The organism is Desulfoconvexum algidum, assembly GCF_055382125.1.
Genome location: NZ_AP042394.1, coordinates 119,400 through 139,046 on the forward strand (window position 1 = coordinate 119,400; position 19,647 = coordinate 139,046).

General features: G+C 47.3%; 16 protein-coding genes. 10 read left to right on the top strand and 6 right to left on the bottom strand.

Annotated features, from left to right (window positions below):
• Nucleotides 1-39: 39 nt before the first annotated feature.
• From ftsE to ACZ45G_RS00540, 5 genes are read left to right on the top strand one after another with little or no spacing between them, the layout of a single operon-like run.
• A complete protein-coding gene (gene ftsE, locus ACZ45G_RS00520) occupies nucleotides 40-735 on the top strand; it encodes a cell division ATP-binding protein FtsE (RefSeq protein WP_464174646.1) in 696 nt (231 codons plus the stop codon).
• 19 nt (nucleotides 736-754) lie between these two features.
• Nucleotides 755-1,630 (top strand): permease-like cell division protein FtsX, encoded by an 876-nt coding sequence (gene ftsX / locus ACZ45G_RS00525; protein WP_464174647.1) that lies wholly within the window; start codon nucleotides 755-757, stop codon nucleotides 1,628-1,630.
• A gap of 29 nt (nucleotides 1,631-1,659) precedes the next feature.
• Entirely contained in the window at nucleotides 1,660-3,093 is a 1,434-nt protein-coding gene (locus ACZ45G_RS00530; RefSeq protein WP_464174649.1) for a peptidoglycan DD-metalloendopeptidase family protein, read from the top strand.
• Between the two features lie 4 nt (nucleotides 3,094-3,097).
• A complete protein-coding gene (locus ACZ45G_RS00535) occupies nucleotides 3,098-4,435 on the top strand; it encodes a S41 family peptidase (protein ID WP_464174650.1) in 1,338 nt (445 codons plus the stop codon).
• Nucleotides 4,425-5,558 carry a divergent polysaccharide deacetylase family protein gene (locus ACZ45G_RS00540; protein WP_464174651.1) on the top strand — a complete coding sequence of 378 codons (1,134 nt, stop codon included), beginning with the start codon at nucleotides 4,425-4,427 and terminating at the stop codon, nucleotides 5,556-5,558. Before ACZ45G_RS00535 ends, ACZ45G_RS00540 begins: the two co-directional genes overlap by 11 nt.
• On the opposite strand, the gene ACZ45G_RS00545 is transcribed toward ACZ45G_RS00540, so the two are convergent.
• Both ACZ45G_RS00545 and ACZ45G_RS00550 read right to left on the bottom strand, forming a co-directional pair.
• Nucleotides 5,550-6,095, bottom strand: a complete 546-nt coding sequence (locus ACZ45G_RS00545; protein ID WP_464174652.1) for a YkgJ family cysteine cluster protein — start codon at nucleotides 6,093-6,095, stop codon at nucleotides 5,550-5,552. The genes ACZ45G_RS00540 and ACZ45G_RS00545 overlap by 9 nt on opposite strands.
• 20 nt (nucleotides 6,096-6,115) lie before the next feature.
• On the bottom strand, nucleotides 6,116-8,224 hold the full coding sequence (locus ACZ45G_RS00550) for an acetate--CoA ligase family protein (RefSeq protein ID WP_464174653.1): 2,109 nt from the start codon (nucleotides 8,222-8,224) through the stop codon (nucleotides 6,116-6,118).
• 258 nt (nucleotides 8,225-8,482) lie between these two features.
• On the opposite strand from ACZ45G_RS00550, the gene ACZ45G_RS00555 reads away from it, so the two are divergent.
• The 5 genes from ACZ45G_RS00555 (at nucleotide 8,483) to ACZ45G_RS00575 (ending at nucleotide 14,205) form a co-directional block, all read left to right on the top strand.
• Nucleotides 8,483-10,447: an amylosucrase gene (locus tag ACZ45G_RS00555; RefSeq protein WP_464174654.1), complete on the top strand. Its 1,965-nt coding sequence runs from the start codon at nucleotides 8,483-8,485 to the stop codon at nucleotides 10,445-10,447.
• A 74-nt stretch (nucleotides 10,448-10,521) separates the two neighbouring features.
• A complete protein-coding gene (locus tag ACZ45G_RS00560) occupies nucleotides 10,522-11,391 on the top strand; it encodes a hypothetical protein (protein ID WP_464174656.1) in 870 nt (289 codons plus the stop codon).
• A 62-nt stretch (nucleotides 11,392-11,453) separates the two neighbouring features.
• A complete protein-coding gene (gene radA / locus ACZ45G_RS00565; RefSeq protein WP_464174657.1) occupies nucleotides 11,454-12,827 on the top strand; it encodes a DNA repair protein RadA in 1,374 nt (457 codons plus the stop codon).
• Nucleotides 12,811-13,449: an RlmE family RNA methyltransferase gene (locus ACZ45G_RS00570; RefSeq protein ID WP_464174658.1), complete on the top strand. Its 639-nt coding sequence runs from the start codon at nucleotides 12,811-12,813 to the stop codon at nucleotides 13,447-13,449. Before radA ends, ACZ45G_RS00570 begins: the two co-directional genes overlap by 17 nt.
• A gap of 12 nt (nucleotides 13,450-13,461) precedes the next feature.
• Nucleotides 13,462-14,205, top strand: a complete 744-nt coding sequence (locus ACZ45G_RS00575) for a YebC/PmpR family DNA-binding transcriptional regulator (RefSeq protein ID WP_464174660.1) — start codon at nucleotides 13,462-13,464, stop codon at nucleotides 14,203-14,205.
• Between the two features lie 148 nt (nucleotides 14,206-14,353).
• On the opposite strand, the gene nadA is transcribed toward ACZ45G_RS00575, so the two are convergent.
• From nadA to dnaK, 4 genes are all read right to left on the bottom strand, one after another.
• Entirely contained in the window at nucleotides 14,354-15,274 is a 921-nt protein-coding gene (gene nadA / locus ACZ45G_RS00580; RefSeq protein ID WP_464174661.1) for a quinolinate synthase NadA, read from the bottom strand.
• Between the two features lie 23 nt (nucleotides 15,275-15,297).
• Nucleotides 15,298-15,990 carry a LolA family protein gene (locus ACZ45G_RS00585; protein ID WP_464174662.1) on the bottom strand — a complete coding sequence of 231 codons (693 nt, stop codon included), beginning with the start codon at nucleotides 15,988-15,990 and terminating at the stop codon, nucleotides 15,298-15,300.
• Nucleotides 15,991-16,004: 14 nt separating this feature from the next.
• The gene (locus tag ACZ45G_RS00590) at nucleotides 16,005-17,639 is read right to left on the bottom strand and encodes a class I adenylate-forming enzyme family protein (RefSeq protein ID WP_464174663.1); all 1,635 of its coding nucleotides are present in this window, start codon (nucleotides 17,637-17,639) and stop codon (nucleotides 16,005-16,007) included.
• A gap of 91 nt (nucleotides 17,640-17,730) precedes the next feature.
• Nucleotides 17,731-19,647: a molecular chaperone DnaK gene (dnaK, locus tag ACZ45G_RS00595; protein WP_464174664.1), complete on the bottom strand. Its 1,917-nt coding sequence runs from the start codon at nucleotides 19,645-19,647 to the stop codon at nucleotides 17,731-17,733.

Genomic DNA, 19,647 nt, shown 5'->3' on the forward strand with positions numbered 1-19,647 from the left:
CAGTCAATTATAGACCATGGCAGGGCCGTAACCAAAATTATGAATGTGGACAAAAATAGTAATCCGATTATAAGGTTGTTTAATGTGAGCAAGCGTTATGGCGCCAAGCTGGCACTGAACGATGTCTCTTTAGATATTGAGCCTGGAGAGTTTATCTTTGTTTCCGGCCCTTCGGGAGCGGGGAAATCAACCCTTTTAAGGGTCCTCTACCTTGCAGAAAATGTGTCCGAAGGCCAGATTCTTATTGACGGCATGAACCTGGCCCGGGTTTCTTCGGGGAAATTGCCTTTTTTGCGGCGCAGGTTTGGTATGGTGTTCCAGGATTTTAAATTGATTACCAACCGAACCGTATTTGAGAATGTGGCTTTGGTCTTGGAAGTTGCGGGTGAAAGCCAAAGCTTTATACGCAAGAAAGTGATGCATGTGCTCAGGACCACGGGTATGGAAAAAAAGGCAAATGCCCTGCCCCCCACCCTTTCAGGCGGAGAACAGCAGCGGGTGGCGGTTGCCCGGGCTGTTGTGGGTGAGCCCTCCATTATTCTGGCCGATGAGCCCACGGGCAGCCTGGATGACAAGGCTGCCCAGGCTGTAATGGATTTTTTGATGGAATACCATAAAAAAGGAGCGACCATCCTTGTGGCAAGTCATAACCTCCACCTGATGGAAAGCACGGTCCGGGGGCGCAATATTGTCCTGGAAGAAGGAAAACTGAAGACAACCTCCACCATGCTCTAATGAAGATGAGATTTAGTCTATGATCCATTTTGTAAACAAAGCCCTGGCAGATATTCGGTCCAACCGATTTTTAAATTTTATTACGATTATCACCATCTCCCTTTCAATTTTGATCGTGTCGGTCTTTATGCTTTTTTTTGAAAATGCAAGCCGGGTCATTGAAGTCTGGAACCAGGGGGGCCGTGCCATGATATACCTGGAAAAAGAATTTTCCCAAGAGATGCTTCCCCACCTTACACGAACAATCCGTGGTCTGGGCGAGATTGAGGAAATGGTCTTTATTTCCAAAGACCAGGCCCTGGATAAATTAAAAAAAGAGATGGCGTCCCGCACCGAGTTTTTTAAAACCCTTCAAACAAATCCCCTGCCTGATGCAATCGAAATCAAGATGAAATCCCATGGCAGTTTTGAACAGATACAAGGCTTTGCCCGGCAGATTCAATCCCTTGATATGGTGGAAAATGTGGAGTACGGCCAGGGGTGGCTGGGCAAATTTTTAAATATCTTTAACCTGTTTAAAATGACCGGATATGCCATGTGCGGTCTTTTCCTGCTCATTGCCTTGTTTATCACAGCCAATACGGTGAGGCTGGCGTTTTATTCCCGCAGGCTTGAGGTTGAGATCATGCGACTTGTGGGGGCAACGGAAGGGTTTATCAAAACGCCTTTTTATGTGGAAGGTGTTTTCCAGGGGTTTATAGGGGGAGTGGTGGGTCTTGTGATTCTTCTGGTCGGCTATCTGACCATATCATCTGGCATTGCAGAAAACCTGGCTGCATATGTATACACGGACATCCAGTTCCTTTCTGTACGAGCCATTCTCATTATTCTTTTTTCCAGTACATTTTTAGGTTGGTTTGGATGCTATCTGTCCTTAAAACAAATTTTAAAGTAACCGATTCTACAGTAATGGGTTCAAAAGCAATGGGTTCTAAATCAATTGGTTTCAAAATCAGATGCTGTCTTGTTGTCGGCCTGCTTTTTTTCCTGGTTGTTGGCCATTCCGGCGCCAGGGAACGGGTGTTGTTTAAAGGCATTGTCAAGTCCTTTAAACTCAATATCAGGAGAACACCCTCCCGGTCTTCAGATGTGATTGTTGTGGTTGAACGAGGATGGCAGGTGGATGTTGTTGAGGAAAAGGGAGGCATCGGAGGGTGGCTGACCGTGGAATATCAGGGCCAACGAGGGTATATCCGGAATCGATCCGAGTATATCATTTTGAAACCTGTGGCCAAAGCACCGGTATCCAAAAAAATCAAACCAAAACAGGCGGCAGCTGTCTCCAAAAAGGTTGTCCAGGAAAAAATTGCTGTTGAAGAAAAAATTGCCGTTGAAGAAAAAAAAGTAGCGACCTTTTCTAAAAAAGAGATGGAAGTCATTGAAGGGTTGAATGAAATTGATTATGGTCTGAACCGGGCGCGTTTAAAAGCCAAAACCCTGTCCCGGGAGACAAGGGATCTGGAAATGAAAAATATAAAGGTCCGGGAATCAAAGGAACTTTTGACAGTCCAGATAGAAAAAGACCGGGGTTACGCCGGCCAGCGGCTCAATGCCCTTTACCGGATGCGGATGATCGGGCGTTTGGATATTGCGGGGGTGCCTTCCTCGGTGTTTGATTTTTTTTTAACCCAAAATGCCATGAAACAGGTGATTCAATCTGATTTACAGGTTCTTGAAATCCAAGCCAAAGATCTTAAACACCTGGGTGTTTTGGAAGAGGAACTGGGCCGACAGGCAACGGAAAAAACCAATTTGGAAGCAGAACTGAATCTTCAGATTCGGATTAAGGAAAAAGAGACCTTTAAAAAAGAAGCGATTTTATATGACATCCAAAGGAAAAAAGATCTGTCCCAGGCGGTCTTGGAATCCTTGAAAGCGTCGGCAGATGCACTCAATGAGAAATTGAGTGCCTTTGATAAACAGGTTTCAGATCCTGTTCGAGACGTGTCATTTTCACGTCAGAAAGGGCGGTTGCGCATTCCGGTTCAAGGAAAGATCGTATCAACCTTCGGTACTTCAAAGAACGGGGATTACAAATCCTTCACTTTTCAAAGCGGAGTTGATATAAGGGTGGAAAGGGGCGAGCCTGTCCGATCCGTTTTTAAAGGAGAGGTTTTGTTTGCCCAATGGCTGAAAGGGTATGGGAATTTGCTAATTATCAACCACGGTGATAATTATTATACCCTCTATGCCCATGTGGAAGAAATTTTTAAAAAGAAAGGCGAGACGGTTGATACCGGTGAAGTAATTGCCACGGCTGGTGATACCGGGTCTGTGAAAGGGCTGTGCCTCCATTTTGAGGTAAGGCATCATGGAAAACCTGTCAACCCAATGCAATGGATAAGCAAAGGAGCTTAACTACATGAAAAATCAGTTTCCCCAGTTCATAACGCACTGGATGTCGATAACGGCAGCTTTTTTGGTCTTTATCTTGATGACAGGATCTTATTCTCAGGTCCTGGCAAGTGATGAAAAAAAATATGAAACATTGAAGCTCTTTACCGAGGTTCTGGAAGAATTAGAGAAAAATTATGTGGATGAGGTGGATGCGGATGAGCTTATCCATAATGCCATCAAAGGCATGGTGGGAAATTTGGATCCTCACTCAAGTTTCATGCCGCCGGAAGCCTTTGATGACCTCCAGGACGATACCAAGGGAGAATTTTCCGGTATTGGTATTGTGATCACCACGAAAGAGGGTATTTTGACCGTGGTCTCTCCCATTGAGGGTACGCCGGCGTATAAGGCCGGCATCCAGGCCGGGGATATTATTATTAAAATAGATGATTCGTCCACAAAGGGTATGGCCCTGTGGGAGGCTGTTGGCAAGATGCGGGGCCCCCGGTACAAAAAAGTGTTGATCACGGTGATCCGGGAAGGGGAGACTGTTCCTTTGGCCTTTTCTCTGAAAAGGGATCTGATCCCCATGACCAGTGTGAGATCTGCTGTTCTTAAACCCGGGTATGGATATCTTCGGGTTACCAATTTTCGGATGAACACCACAGAAGACATGGAAAAAGAGTTGAAAAAACTTGAAACAGGAAATACCCCCTTAAGGGGCCTTGTCATTGACCTTCGGGATAACCCAGGCGGGCTGCTGGACCAGGCCATTAAAATATCCGATTTGTTTTTGGACCAGGGCAGTATTGTCTCGATCAAAGGCCGACTTGAAAAGAACACCCAGGTGTTTAACGCATACCCCGACCAGGAAGACAGGGATTACCCTATTGTTGTTTTAATCAACGGCGGTTCTGCGTCGGCATCTGAAATTGTGGCCGGCGCTCTCCAGGACCACTCAAGGGCCCTTATCCTTGGGACGCCCTCCTTTGGAAAGGGATCTGTTCAAACCGTTCGGCCGCTTAAGGATGGATTTGGGATTAAATACACCATTGCCCGTTATTATACCCCCAATGGGCGTTCTATCCAGGCCAAGGGGATCCAGCCGGATATAGAAGTAGAATTTAAAATCATTGAGAAAAAAGAAAAAACACCTTCGGTTTTTGACAGAATGATGAAGGAAAAAGATTTGAAGAACAGTCTCAAGCCCGAAGGAGAAGACCCGGAAAAAGTTGAAAAGAAAACGCCTGGAAAAAGTCGCCAGATTTTAGAGGCTGAACAGCTTGAGAAGGATGCCCAGGTAAAAAGAGCCCTTGATATTCTGATAAGTTACGGGGTGTTTAGTAAATTAAATGGTCACTAGGAAAAAGGGGGGAACCCGGGGGCGAGATGCTGCTCCCCCCAAAAAAACATCAGGAAAAAAAACACCGGGAAAAAAAACAGGGGCCCGGAAAAAACAGAAACCAGACCTTGGCAAAGAATTTAAAAAAATAGTTCTGGGGGTAGCCATCCTGCTTGCTGTCTGTTTGACCGTGGCCATGATAGCGGATATATTTATTACTACTGGGCAAAGAAAATCAGGCGGTGAACCCTCCAAATCCAATATTACCCAAACCGATAAACCTTCCAAAGGGAAGCCGGGGGAAAAGATAAAGCAGATACTACCGGTATCTGAAGACATGGGTGATATCCGGAATAAAAAGCCGTCGGCGGGACTCAGGGACAAATCCCAGCGGCCGATTTTGTATGAGATTTTTGAGGACCTGGACCACAGTCCGGTTGACAAAAAAACTGTTCTGCCAAAGGTTAGGGACGATATCCCGAAAATAGCCATCATTATTGATGATATCGGCTATGACAAGCAGATTGCAATGGAATTGTGCCTGCTGAACCCAAGCCTTACCTTTTCTGTGCTTCCCTTTTCTCCTTTCGGGCCTGCCATTGCGCACAAACTTAGTGCCAAAGGGGCCCAGCTCATGCTTCATCTGCCCATGGAGCCGGTTCAATACCCAAAGGCAGATCCGGGACCGGGGGCATTGTTCTCTTCAATGACACCGGACACGCTTCTAGCCCAGCTTCGGAAAGATTTAAAAGAGGTGCCGGGTGTTGTCGGCGTCAATAATCACATGGGGTCAAAATTGACAGCTGATTCCGATAAGATGAATCAGATCTTTACGATTTTAAAAAAGAAGGATTTGTTTTTTGTCGATTCCAGAACATCTTCCACTTCCCAGGGTGAGGCCTCTGCACGGCTGTTCAAGCTCAGCTTTGCCCAAAGGGACGTCTTTTTGGACAACTCTCAAAATATTCCCTATATTACCGGACAATTTGCAAAGCTCATCAAGTATGCCCAAAAACATGGGACTGCCATCGGTATCGGCCATCCCTACAGGGCAACCCTTGAGACCCTGAAGATCGAATTGCCCAAGCTGAAAGGCAAAATTCGTATTGTTCCGGCCAGTCAGCTGGTCACTATCCTAGAGTAGACTTTCAACGAGCAATAACAATGCGCTGGACATGGGAATTCTGTCAGCAAATGGCTTGGTTTTAATGGATTCCAAAAATTGATTGTTTATCGCCACCAGCAGTGTGTTCAGCTGTTCAAGATTCAATAAACTCTCCTTGGGAAAGGATGTCACACCTTTAAAATTTTTAGGACAAAAGTCCACAAGTGTTTCGCCCTTTTTTTTAAAATAAAGGGGGTATCCATGGGTCCGGCAGATGATGGGGCGCGCTTTATACAGGAGACACTGATGGTTGATTAAAAGGGGGCAACCCGTTGTTGTTTTTTCAAGCGCGGCCCTGACAATGTCTTGGTCGGATTTGTTCATCTCAAGGAAGGCGGATGCCAGGGCAAAGGCTTCAACCGGGAAAAGAGTTAAAAACCGACAGCAGCTGTCACAGCCTTTTTTGCAGACAATTTGATCTGAATAGGTTGTTTCCACCCGTTTGATATGGGCATCCACCTGACCTAAAAGGGCCCTGTAGTTTTTTAACCGATCCTTTAAACTTTTCGGGTTCATTTTTTTCCATGGTTCATTTGTTAACAGGCGTTGTTGCTTGCCGATACCACCACCAGTCCATCCACTGCAATGGGCTTTCCTTTGTGGATGATGAACGGATTAATGTCGATTTCCTGGATGCAAGGATACGCACATCCCAGATCACCCAGACAGACAAGGATACGGCCAAATTCATTTTTGTCCACAGGAGGCAATCCGCGGTATCCGTCCAGAATAGGGTGGCATTTGAGCCGGTCAATCATCCTAAGCGCATCGTCTATTCTCAATGGGGCAACGCCAAAGACTATGTCATTAAGTGCTTCGGCAAATATCCCGCCCAGGCCGCACATGACACAGGGGCCTAATTGGGGGTCTCTGACAAATCCGGCTACCAGTTCAATTTTTCCTGTTATCTGTTTTTGGATAAGAATACTGCCCCGGCCCTGCATGGTTTGCTCAAGGTCTTCCACGGCTTTTTCAAGCGCTTGTTCAGAAGAGATGCCCACTTGTACCAGATTTGACTCGGTCTTGTGGGAGACTCCCGGAAGTATTCCCTTGGCAACCAGGGGAAATCCGAATATTTTTGCAGTCTGCAGGGCTTGATCCAGAGACGTAACCTGTTTTTCTTCTACAATTGGAATACCCCAGGCGGCCAGTACCTTCTTAGATACATATTCGTCCAACTGGCCTTTTCCCGATGTCAGAATATCAAGGCGGGTATCTCCACTGATCTTGGAACTCGTTTGACCCGCATTTGAGGGCTCCTTCGACGTATTTAACAAGGGCCGGTTCAGCAGCATTCCCATGCATTCGACAGCTCTAAGAATTTCTCTAAAGACAGGGATGCCGAGGCGTTGAGCGGATGCCTGGAATTCATATACCCGTTCACGTTCACCCGATATCCAGCAAAAGAAAGGTTTACCTGCCTTTTGTGCCGTTTTGGCCATCATCGATAGATCGGTTTCAAGGCTGAACCCGCCTGCAAAACAATGTACAAAAACAGCATCGACACCCGGGTCGGTGCAGACCGCTTCCATGGCTTTGTTGTAAACTTTTTTTGATCCATTCAGAATAATTCCCGGCCACATATCCACAGGATTTGAAGGCGGCATCCATTCCGGGAAAACGGTTTTTAACGCCTCCAGAGTGGCGGCATTCAGTTTTGACAACACCAGGCCGTGTTTGTCCATGATATCGGCTGAAACAATCCCTGCAGCACCGGTGTAGGTAAGAACCGCTACACGGTTTGCGTTTTTGGGGGGTATTTTAGGATAAATGCCCAGGGTTTTGCAATAGTCGGCCAGCTGATAGAAATCATTGGCTTTTACAACGCCGGCCTGGTCCATGGCTCCGCTGATGATGATCCCGTTGGCCGAAAGACTGGCGGTATGGCTCAGTGCAGCAGCAGCTCCCCGGGTTGTTTTTCCCCCGTTCAGGATCACGATAGGCTTTGTCGTACTTCGGGATAACGCCATGAACCGTCTGCAATCGGTAAAAGATTCAAGGTATAAACCAATGGCAGATGTGTGGGGGTCATCGATTAAATATTCCAGGAGATCGTTTTCATCCACGTCCATCTTATTGCCGATGGAGCAGACCTTAGAGATTCCCATGGTCTGGTGAGACATGAGGTCGATAAGAAACGCTCCGGCCAGCATACCGCTTTGGGCAATCAGAGAAACGTTCCCGAATGTAAGCCCCGTATCCCAGATGCTGGGCGTCACCGTGGAAAAAACGAACCTGCGGCCGGCATCCACAAGCCCCATGCAGTTGGGCCCCCACAACCGGATCCCGGTCTTGTCGGCGATCTGTTTTGCTTCCTGCTGCAATGCATCTCCCTGGGGTCCGCTTTCAGAAAATCCAGCCGACTGGATCATAACACCGGGAATTTTTCTTCGGGCGCAGGCCTGGATGACCTGGGGGACCATTTGAGCCGAAACAAATACAATGGCAAGATCCACAGGGTCGGGAACATCGGCAACCGAAGGATAGCAGGTAAACCCTTCAACTTCATCATATCGTGGGTTGACCGGATACACCGCTCCTTGATACCCTTTTTTGAGATTTGAAACAATAATATTGCCACCCTTTCCTTTACTGGCTGTGGCCCCCACGATCGCAATTCCCCTGGGTTCGAAAAAAAACTTCATTCACAATTCTCCTTTGTTTCAAAAAAGGTTCCTACCGCTTCATCGTAAATCGTTTTACCCTATTTTTATATATAGGCAAATTGTTTTTTAAATAAACGGGGTCAGGCTTGCGTTATTGTGCTTTTGTTAAAAGCACAATAACGCAAGCCTGACCCCTCCTGGAATTGCCCGGTTTGTTGCTTTTTTTTAAAAAAAAGATGATATTGCAGGATAAACCCTATTATTTAAAAACCCTGATGGTGAAGCAAAGGAGTCTTGATGAACCAGCATGATTGGCGGTTGGCCGCGGCTCAGAAAGCATTGACACAAATCTTACCCGGCTTTGAGCAATCCCTTCAAAAAAAGATCGTTGATACCCCATTACAATGGGACAGGTTTAAAACCCGCATAAATCAAGAATGGGAACGTCTGTTTATCTATTTGCACGAACTTTACGGCTGGCAGTTTGATTTCTATCATACCCTGGAAAAAACCATGGAGATCCTTATCAGGTACTGGTTTGATCGTCCACCTGTATTGCATAGGCTTGATGAAAAACGGGAAGCCGATCCTCTCTGGTATACGTCTGAAAAAATGATCGGGATTGTGTTGTATGTGGATCTGTTCAGTGATAACCTGGCCGGACTGCATGATCATATCCCCTATTTTGAAAAGCTCGGGGTGACCTATCTGCATCTGATGCCTCTTTTTTCAACACCCCATGGAGAAAATGACGGCGGTTATGCCGTCAGCGATTATCGATCGGTTAATCCGGATCTGGGAACCATGGAAGAACTTTTCCGACTGGCCCAGGCACTTCGAGAACATGGCATCAGTCTTGTACTTGACTTTGTCTTTAATCACACCTCTGATGAGCATGAATGGGCTTCCAAAGCCAAGGCCGGTGATCCGGAATACAAAGAATACTTTTTTACTTTTACGGATCGCGCCCTGGTCGACCGCTTCCAGGAACACCTGCGGGATATATTTCCCACCATCCGCAAGGGTAGTTTTACATGGAATGATCAAATGCAGTGCTGGGTATGGACCACTTTCAACAATTACCAGTGGGATCTGAACTACTCCAACCCGTCCGTATTCCTGGCCATGGCTGAAGAAATGCTGTTTCTGGCCAACGAAGGGGTTGAGGTGCTTCGACTTGATGCAGTGGCCTTTATATGGAAACGGATCGGCACCAGCTGCGAGAATCAGTCTGAAGCCCATACGATTATCCGGGCATTCAATGCCATGGCCGGAATCGTTGCCCCATCATTGCTTTTTGTTTCCGAGGCCATCGTTCATCCCGATGAAGTGATTCAATATATTCACAGGGATGAATGCCAGCTTTCCTATAACCCGCTGCAGATGGCACTTATCTGGGAAGCGTTGGCCACCCGGGAAGTGAAGCTGCTGGCGTTTTCCATGAAGCACCGGGAACGGCTTCCGGATGAATGTACCTGGGTCAATTATCTGAGGTGTCACGATGATATCGGGTGGACATTTGACGACGAGGACGCAAGACAAATGGGTATCGATCCCAAGGGACATCGACAATTTTTGAATGATTTTTATACAGGACAATACCCGGGTTCATTTGCCAGGGGAGTGCCCTTTCAATATCATCCGGAAACCGGGGACCTGAGGATATCCGGCACCTTATCCTCTCTGGCCGGACTGGAACAAGCTCTGGAAAAACAGGACCATATCCTGATCGAGCTTGCAGTGAAACGGATCAATATGCTGCGAAGCATTTTGGTTAGCATTGGCGGTATCCCGCTGCTCTACGCCGGGGATGAATATGGGCACCTGAATGACTATACCTTTCTGACCGATCCCGCCAAGGTTACTGACAGCCGCTGGGTGCACCGTTCAAAAAAACGATGGCATGCCGCTGATGACTTGACCCGGAAAGACACCCTTGAATGGCGGTTTTTTCATGAAATGGTGAAACTGTGTCAGTTGCGCAAAAAATTGCCCTGTTTAAAAAACGGCGGCATGGAAGTCTTTGATACCGGCAATCCCCATATATTTGGCTATAGCCGGGCAAATAAAGGCCAGAAGCTCCTGATCATTAATAATTTTTCCGAACATGATCAGGTCATGAGCGCAGTCCGCCTTAAGGATATGGGTATGCGGTCTGACGGTTATGATGTATGTACCCAAAAAGAACTGCCGGCAGGAGAAAATGTCATACTCAGAGGTTATGAATACATCTGGATCAATATTGCCGACTCTCGTATTTGAAGGGTTCAAGCATATGAGGAAAAATGATGTTTTGAAGCAATGGACCTGCAAAAGGCGTTGAGGTAATCCGTAAAATGAAAACAACAATAAAACAAAAGGCAATACAGTCATCTATTGGTGTTCTGATAGCAATTGTGCTGTTTTTTGCCGCGGGATTAAGACTTCCGGTGATAGATACAACCACGGATACTTATTTCCGTGAAGCAATAACAAAGGCAGGTGTTGCCTATGCCACCTGCCGGGTGATCAATGCGTCGGTTTCAATTGTAAAGGATTCTACCCTGCAACTGGAACCAGCAGGGGTTGGGATATCACTGGCTGTGGGGCAGGCCCTGGACCCGATTGACGATATGACCGAGCGGTTGTCCGATGTGCTGATAACTGCGATTACTGCATTGGGGGTTCAGAAACTGGCGCATGAAATCAGCATATCGCTGGCACCCATGCTGCTGTCTGTCTGCCTGTTCATCCTGTCTGTCCTGATATGGTTTGAGAATGAAAGGATAACTGCCCTTCAGAAATTGACACTGCAGATTCTGTTGCTTCTTGCCATTGCCCGGTTTTGTCTTCCGGTTTCTTCTGCGGCAAATGCTTTCGTTCAAAAGCATTATTTTGCCGATCAAATAACGGACGTAAATAAAGAGCTGGCCCTGGGTTCTGTTGGACTTGATAAATTAAAAGATTTTTCTCTTCCTGAAATTGATGGTGTTTTGGGAACAATCGAAAATAGCGCTTCTTTTCTTAAACGAAAATCAATAGCGTTTAAAGATGCCCTTGGTTATACGGTCAGCCATATGGGAGACATCATAGAGAATCTTTTAAAACTGACATTCCTTTATGCGGGGATTTTTCTGATCCAGGTCATTATGTTACCATTGTTGTCATTTTGGGTCCTTGTAAAAATTGCAAATAGTCTTTTTTGCAGAAATGTTCCGGCACCTTGATACCAGAGCCTTAAAATGGTATATTTCTTCGCTTTATTAAATTTAATTTGAGAAGAGATTTTTTGAAAAAAAAAGATAAATTTACTTTTTTGTGCCAGGCCTGTGGCTGTCAGACCCCGAAATGGATGGGAAGATGCCCGGAATGCGGGGCCTGGGACACCTTGGCCGAGGAGAAAATCATTTCCGCCGGGTCGGGAAAACCACGAACCCTAACCGCTCCCAAGCCGGTTTCCATAAATTCCGTGGAGGTCACGGAATCCCAACGGTTGATGACCGGCATCACTGAGTTTGATCGGGTTTTGGGCGGTGGGATTGTGGATGGATCGCTGATTTTGATCGGGGGGGATCCCGGCATCGGTAAATCCACCCTTATGCTCCAGGTGCTGGCGACCTTGTCTAAATCCCAAAAAAAATGTCTTTATGTATCCGGGGAAGAATCCATTCTCCAACTTTCCATGCGGGGAAAACGACTGGATTCGGGAAGTGATTCCCTTTTTATAGTGGCGGAAACAGACTTGGACGCCATCCTTTCCATGGTGGAAAAACAGCATTATGATGCCATGGTGATTGATTCTATCCAGACGGTATTCCATCCCGATGTGTCTTCCACCCCGGGTAGCGTGACCCAGATTAGGGAGGCCTCCATGCAGTTCATGCGCCTGGCCAAAACCACGGGGATTCCCATTTTTTTGGTGGGGCATGTTACAAAGGTCGGGGCCATTGCCGGTCCCAGGATCATGGAACACATGGTGGATACCGTTCTTTATTTTGAAGGGGATAAGAGCCATATTTTTAGAATCCTGCGGGCGGTGAAGAATAGGTTCGGGTCCACCAACGAGATCGGGGTTTTTGAAATGAGGGAAACAGGTCTTGAACAGGTCCCCAACCCGTCGGCTATATTTTTATCGGATCGGTCGGCTGTGGCGCCGGGTTCGGTGGTGACCTCCAGCATGGAAGGCACTCGGCCTATCTTGGTGGAAATCCAGGGCCTGGTTTCAAGTTCCGGCATGGGAAACCCCAGGCGGACGGTGCTGGGGCTTGATCAAAATCGGGTTGCCCTGATTCTTGCGGTCATGGAAAAACGTCTGGGAATGAACTTATCCGGACTGGATGTCTTTATGAATGTCATCGGCGGGGTCAAAATTGTGGAGCCCTCTGCTGATCTTGCCATTGCTGCAGCATTGGCCTCAAGCTTTCTGGACAAACCGGTCCACAAGGAAACCACCCTGATCGGTGAAATTGGTCTGACAGGGGAAATCCGGGCGGTGAGCCATGCCCAGGCACGGATCAAGGAAGCGTCCAAAATGGGGTTTACCACCTGTCTGGTGCCAAGTTCCGCCATGAAACAACTCTCCCGTGTTGAGGGAATGACCATAGAAAGTGTCAGTTTTTTAAAGGACGCCATGGAGGTATTATTTGATGGCCAAGAAGAGTAAAGGGTTAAGCAAAGGGTCTGGTAAAGGGACCGGTAAGGGGTCTGGGGGCAATGAATGGGCAGACCATTTGACCCAGCGGGCCAAGGCAGAAAATTATCCGGCACGGTCCGTGTATAAGCTGGAGGAAATCCAGAAAAAATTCAAGGTCATTCGGCCGGGAAGTCAAGTGCTGGACCTCGGGTGTGCCCCTGGTTCCTGGCTCTTGTATGCGGCAAAACAGGTGGGCGGTAAGGGCCGGGTTTTTGGAATAGATCTGAAGTTGATAGAGATTAAACTTCCGGATAATGTCATCGCCATCCAGGATAATATCTTAGCTCTGGAAAGTGATGATTTTTTGAAAGAGGGATTTGGTGCCGTCTTGAGTGATATGGCGCCTGCCACAACAGGCCGAAAGGATGTGGATTCCTTCAGGTCATTTGAACTTTGTCACATGGCCCTGAAAACCGCTGAAAAATTTTTGGCTCCCAATGGTAATTTTGTCTGTAAGATATTCCAGGGAAATGAGTTTAAAAAATTTGAACAAGCGGTTAAATCTGCGTTTAGAGAGTGTAAAACCTTTAAGCCGGAAAGTTGTCGAAAACAAAGTAAAGAAATATATATAATTGCAAAAGGCAAAAAATAAGGAGGCAATAGCATGTCAGGACATAGTAAGTGGTCGACCATTAAACATAAAAAAGGGGCGGCTGACGTAAAAAGAGGCAAAATTTTTACCAAGCTGATCAAAGAGATCACCGTGGCCGCCAGAATGGGAGGGGGGGACCAGGAAGCCAACCCGCGGCTGCGCCGCGCCCTGAATGATGCCAAGGCCCAGAACATGCCCAAGGATACCTTTGAGCGGGCCGTTAAAAAGGGTGCCGGGGATCTGGACGGGGTGAGTTACGAGGAAATTCTCTATGAAGGGTATGGCCCGGGAGGCGTGGCCGTTCTAGTGGAGTGCCTGACCGATAATAAGAACCGGAGCATTGCCGATGTTCGCTATATCTTTGGGAAAGCCGGTGGAAACGTGGGAACCGACGGGTGTGTGGCCTGGATGTTTGATAAAAAGGGGCTTATTTCGGTGAGCAAGAAAGATTCCGATGAGGAGACCTTGATGGAGGTTGCTCTGGAAGCCGGAGCAGAAGATATCACGGATGAAGGAGATGTTTTTGAGATCATCACCGCACCCGAAGATTTTGATGCGGTCAAGGAGGCCGTTGACACGGCTGAAATAAAATACGATGTGGCGGAAATTACCATGCTGCCCCAGAACATGACAGCCGTGGAAGGAAAGGAAGCCGAGCAGATGATCCGTTTCATGGAGGCCCTGGATGATTGTGATGATATCCAAAAATTTTATACCAATGCGGATATTCCCGATGAGGCCTTCGAAGCCATGTAGGATTGGTGCCATGTAGGATTGAAGCCATGTAGGATTGAAGCCATGTAGGATTGAAGCCAAGGTTATTCTGGCTGCTCGATCCATCCTAAAACCAAAAAAGGAACTGATATTTTTTGGGTTCCTTTTTTGGGGTTTAGGTCTGTTGAATTTATCCTATATCAATCATCTTTTGTACGGATCCAAGGGCGGCGATCCTTATATCCTCAGGCACCTTGATTTCCCCTGTCAGGTTTTCAAGGCTGTCGAGCACATGGGCCAGGGTGATTTTTTTCATGTCAAGGCAGTACATCTTGTCAGAGGCCGGGAAGAAGCGTTTGTTGGGGTGGGCCTTTGAGATGGGATAAATCAGTCCGGTTTCTGTTCCCAGGATAAATTGATCTCGGTCTGATTCTCCTGCAAATCGGATCATGCCCGAGGTGGACTCAATACTGTCTGCCAATTCCAAAATCTCGGGGGGGCATTCGGGATGGGCAATGAAAAGGGCTTTTGGGTGGGCCGCCTTTGCCGCGGCCACATCCTGGGGCCTTAGATTGTTGTGAAAGGGGCAGTATCCCTCCCATAGATGAATTTTTTTGTGGGTGTTGGCTGCCGCATATTGGGCAAGGTTTCTATCCGGTGTCATGAGGATTTCATCGGCTTCAATGGCATTGGTCACCCGAATAACATTGGCCGAGGTGCAGCAAATATCGGAAACAGCCTTTACCGCAGCGGAAGAATTGACATAGGTGATAACCGGTATATTGCCCAGTTCTTTTTTCCTGGCGGTAAGAGCGATCGGGTCCACCATGTCTGCCATGGGGCATCCGGCATCTGGGTTGGGCAGGAGCACGGTTTTTTCCGGGGAAAGAATATAGGCGGTTTCCGCCATGAAAAGAACCCCGCAGAACACGATGATATCCGCCGAGGTTTTTGATGCCTGGATACTCAATTCCAGGGAATCCCCGCAAAGATCGGCAATCTCCTGAATTTCAGGGGGTTCATAATTATGGGCCAGGATAATGGCATTTTTTTCCTTGGCCAATTGTCTTATTTTTGTTTCTATCTGGCCTGTTTCTGTCTGATTGTTCATTTTCTATGAGGTCCTTTTTTTGCTTAGTCCATTTCAATAATGCTGTATCCCTCGGGGATCTTGAACTCAAATATAGCGGGTTCCATTGGTTTAAATTGAATATGGGTGAATTCAAATGAGGTGGTGTCTCCATAGGTGTTTTGGGTTGTCACCTGTTGGATTTCATGGGTGGTGCGCGATACCCGGATAAGAAGAGTTACCAAATCCGGGTTCTCCTGTTTGGCCGTCAAAAGAAGGGAGATGTGGGTGTCAGTTGTCTCTTTGACCTCCATGGTGAAGTTTTTCCTCATCCGCCCAATGTCGGCTAAAAAAGCACCGCCTGCTCCGGCTTTGAAAAATTTTTGGGCATTCCCCCTCATGACCTGATTCTGGTCGGGGCGATGGATCCAAAGCGTCTGGCCATTTGTAATTATTTCGTGGCGCTGGGGGCTAAGATACAGCCATCGCATTTTTCCCGGATGGTTGAACCAGGCTTTGCCCGAAGCCGTTTCCGTAATTTCCAGAGCCGCTAATTCTGAAACCTGGTTAAAATCAGCTGAAAATCCGTTGTGGGTATATAATTTTTCAATGGCAGTCAATGTGTCTTCCCCAAGGGTATTTGCCTGGGTATTTGCCTGGGTATTTGCCTGGGCAATGTTCAGTGGGGCAAGAAGGGCAGCCAATAACAGTAAAAATTGTATAGGACTACCCAGGGAATTAATAAGTCGGGATTTCACGGGAACGCATCCTTTTATTTGAGAAGTTTATTAATATCTTTCCGTTTGTCTGCTGCATACATCCTTCTCAGCTTTGGTTTTTCTATTTTCCCGGTGGGGTTCCGGGGAACCTCTCCGAAAAATATCTGTTTTAATTGCTTGTACCGGGGCAGGGCTGTTTGAAACTCAATGATTTCTGGCTCCCCCATCATGGCGCCGGGTTTAACGCTGATGATCCCGGCGGGGATTTCCCCAAGCCGTTCATCGGGTACGCCGATGACGGCTATATCTTTAATTTTATCGTGGGTGAGAAAAAAGTTTTCAATTTCAACGGGGAAAATATTTTCACCCCCATAGATAATCATATCTTTTTTCCGGTCCACAAGCCAGATAAATCCCTCTTTGTCAAATCTGGCAATATCTCCTGTGTGGAGCCATCCATTTTGAATGGTTTTTCGGGTGGCTTCCGGGTTCTTATAATATTCTTTCATCACCCCCGGGCCCCTGAGGATGAGTTCACCGGACTCGTTGGCAAAGAGATGATTTCCCTGTTTGTCCACAATTTTTGCCTCCCATCCTTGGCCGGGTAATCCAATGGGGCCGATCCGATCTGCATTTTTTACTCCCAGGTGGACACACCCGGGTCCCGTGGATTCGGTGAGGCCATAGTTGGTATCATAGGCCTGGCCGGGGAAATATTTTTTCCAGTTTTCGATGAGACTGGGAGGAACGGGTTGGGCACCTGCATGCATGAGGCGCCATTGGGTCAGTTTATAGTCAGCGAGAAGAATCTCCTTGTTCTCAATTGCAATGAGGATATCATGGGCCCAGGGGACCAGGAGCCATGCAATGGTGCACCTTTCTTCCGATATCGCCTCAATAATCCATTTGGGGGTTACGCCGTTGAGGAGGATACATTTTCCCCCCACAAGAAAGCTACCCATCCAGTGCATTTTGGCCCCGGTATGGTACAGAGGCGGGATGCATAGAAAAATGTCTTCATGGGTCTGACCATGGTGGGAGTTTTCCAAATAGCAGGCGTGGGACAGGTTTTTATGGGTGAGCAGCACAGCCTTTGGGGTGCCAGTAGTCCCAGAGGTGAAATACAGGGCTGCCTCGTCTTCCATGGAAAGGTCGACATTTGGCGGGGTATCATCAAAAGTTCCACCGTTTGAATTCTCCGCCTTTGAATTGTCCTTGTTTAAATTTTGACTGATAAATTCCTGGACAGGTCTTGCCCATTGGGGACAGGCTTCCTTTGGTCCTGAAAATAACCACAGGGTGACAGATTTGTCCAATTCAGGTTTGATCGCTTCGATACGCCCGATAAACTCCTGCCCGAAAATAAAGACCTTTGCTTCTGCCGTTTGGGTGCACAGAAGGATTTTCTCGGATTCAAATCTGAAGTTTAAGGGAACCGCCCATGCCCCTGTATACAAAACACCAAAATACAGGGGGAGCCAGTCAAGACTATTGGTCATGAGCTGGACCACCTTATCCCCTTTTTGGATCCCGCTGTGGTTCAGTGCATTGGCAAACCTGCAGGCGGATTTGAAAAAGTTACTCCAGGAGATCTGTCGTTGGGTGTTTGTGGCAGGAATTCGTTCGACAATGGCTGTTTCTTCCGGGTAGAGTTGGTTGTTTTGTGTGAGTATGTCGGTAATTAGCATGGGATATCAAAGCCTTGTGAATGAATATAAAAAAATCCTGCCGGGCAACTATAGACCACGGCAGGATTATATTCAACAGATTACTAATCTTTTATTTGTCTTTTTTGACCTCTTCAAAGTCAGCATCCACAACATCGTCATCATCGGCCGGTTTGGCCTGGGCACCGGCATCAGCTCCTGCTTCCCCTTGGTTTTCCTGGGCCGCTTGCTGGTACATGACCTCGGCAAGTTTGTGGGAGGCCTGGGAAAGGGTTTCAACTTTGGCTTTTATGTCCTCCACATCTTCTGAATCCTTAGCGAGTTTCAATGCTTCCAAAGCTGTCTCGATGGCCTTTCTGGTCTCCTCATCCACCTTGTCCCCATGTTCCTTGAGTGTCTTTGCAGTCTGGTCACAAAGGCTTTCAGCCTGGTTTCTGGTGTCCACAAGTTCCTTTCTCTTCTTGTCTTCGTCGGCATGCATTTCAGCATCTTTGACCATTCTGTCAACTTCTTCTTCGGAAAGTCCGCTGGCTGCAGTGATCTGGATGGATTGTTCCTTCCCGGTTGCCTTGTCCTTTGCCGCCACATGGACAATACCATTGGCATCAATATCAAAGGAAACTTCGATCTGGGGTACACCCCTGGGAGCCGGCGGGATTTCTTTCAATTCAAATTGTCCCAAAGTTTTGTTGCCGGTTGCGATTTCTCGCTCTCCTTGGAGTACATGGATGGAAACGGCTGGCTGGTTGTCGGCTGCAGTGGAAAATACCTGGCTTTTCTTGGTGGGGATGGTGGTATTTTTTTCAATGAGTTTGGTCATGACACCGCCCAGGGTTTCAATCCCTAAGGATAACGGCGTAACATCCAGGAGCAGTACATCATTGACATCTCCCTGGAGAACACCGGCCTGGACAGCAGCGCCCATGGCAACCACTTCATCTGGATTCACTCCCTTGTGGGGTTTTTTACCAAATATTTTCTCAACTCTTTCCTGAACGGCTGGCATACGGGTCATGCCGCCGACCAAAACCACTTCGTCTACTCCTCCGGCACCAAGGTTGGCTTCTTTCAGAGCGGTTCTGCATGGTTTTTCAAGATTGTCCAGAAGATCGGCCACCAGAGATTCCAGTTTGGCCCGGGTTAATTTGACATCCAGATGTTTGGGACCCGATGCATCTGCTGTTATAAATGGTAGATTGATGTTGGTTTCAGTTGCAGTGGACAATTCCATTTTTGCTTTTTCCGCTGCTTCCTTGAGGCGCTGGAGCGCCATTTTATCACCCCGGACATCAATACCTTGATCTTTTTTGAATTCATTTGCAATATATTCAATGATTCTTAAATCAAAATCTTCGCCGCCCAGGTGGGTGTCGCCGGAGGTTGATTTTACCTCAAAGACACCATCACCGATCTCAAGGACAGAAACATCAAAGGTCCCGCCGCCAAGATCAAAAACAGCTATTTTTTCTTCCTTTTTTTTGTCAAGGCCGTAGGCAAGGGAGGCGGCTGTGGGTTCGTTGATAATCCGCTTTACAAGAAGGCCTGCAATTTTTCCTGCATCCTTGGTGGCCTGGCGCTGGCTGTCATTAAAATAGGCAGGTACGGTGATGACCGCTTCTGTTACCTCTTCTCCCAGATAGTCTTCGGCTGTTTTTTTGATGTTACTCAAAATAAAGGAAGATATTTCAGCCGGGCTGTATTGTTTTCCCCTTAGATTAATCCGGGTGTCTCCGTTGGAGGCCGCTTCAATTTTATAGGGAAGGTTGGGGATATCCATCTGAATTTCTTTGGAGCTGAATTTTCTTCCAACGAGTCGTTTGACACCAAAAACGGTGTTTTCAGGGTTGGTGACAGCCTGGCGTTTGGCTGCCTGGCCCACAACACGTTCACCGCTTTCGGTAATTGCCACAATGGATGGCGTGGTTCTGCCCCCTTCTGAATTGGTGATAATTTTTACTTCTCCACCGGCTTCCATGACTGCGACGCAAGAGTTGGTTGTGCCCAAGTCAATTCCAATAATTTTACCCAT

Bases quoted from the DNA above. Each gene is read 5' to 3' on its own strand.
- ftsE (WP_464174646.1), top strand. From the start codon at position 40: ATGAATGTGGACAAAAATAGTAATCCGATTATAAGGTTGTTTAATGTG.
- ftsX (WP_464174647.1), top strand. From the start codon at position 755: ATGATCCATTTTGTAAACAAAGCCCTGGCAGATATTCGGTCCAACCGA.
- ACZ45G_RS00530 (WP_464174649.1), top strand. From the start codon at position 1,660: ATGGGTTCTAAATCAATTGGTTTCAAAATCAGATGCTGTCTTGTTGTC.
- ACZ45G_RS00535 (WP_464174650.1), top strand. From the start codon at position 3,098: ATGAAAAATCAGTTTCCCCAGTTCATAACGCACTGGATGTCGATAACG.
- ACZ45G_RS00540 (WP_464174651.1), top strand. From the start codon at position 4,425: ATGGTCACTAGGAAAAAGGGGGGAACCCGGGGGCGAGATGCTGCTCCC.
- ACZ45G_RS00545 (WP_464174652.1), bottom strand. From the start codon at position 6,095: ATGAACCCGAAAAGTTTAAAGGATCGGTTAAAAAACTACAGGGCCCTT.
- ACZ45G_RS00550 (WP_464174653.1), bottom strand. From the start codon at position 8,224: ATGAAGTTTTTTTTCGAACCCAGGGGAATTGCGATCGTGGGGGCCACA.
- ACZ45G_RS00555 (WP_464174654.1), top strand. From the start codon at position 8,483: ATGAACCAGCATGATTGGCGGTTGGCCGCGGCTCAGAAAGCATTGACA.
- ACZ45G_RS00560 (WP_464174656.1), top strand. From the start codon at position 10,522: ATGAAAACAACAATAAAACAAAAGGCAATACAGTCATCTATTGGTGTT.
- ACZ45G_RS00570 (WP_464174658.1), top strand. From the start codon at position 12,811: ATGGCCAAGAAGAGTAAAGGGTTAAGCAAAGGGTCTGGTAAAGGGACC.
- ACZ45G_RS00575 (WP_464174660.1), top strand. From the start codon at position 13,462: ATGTCAGGACATAGTAAGTGGTCGACCATTAAACATAAAAAAGGGGCG.
- nadA (WP_464174661.1), bottom strand. From the start codon at position 15,274: ATGAACAATCAGACAGAAACAGGCCAGATAGAAACAAAAATAAGACAA.
- ACZ45G_RS00590 (WP_464174663.1), bottom strand. From the start codon at position 17,639: ATGCTAATTACCGACATACTCACACAAAACAACCAACTCTACCCGGAA.
- dnaK (WP_464174664.1), bottom strand. From the start codon at position 19,647: ATGGGTAAAATTATTGGAATTGACTTGGGCACAACCAACTCTTGCGTC.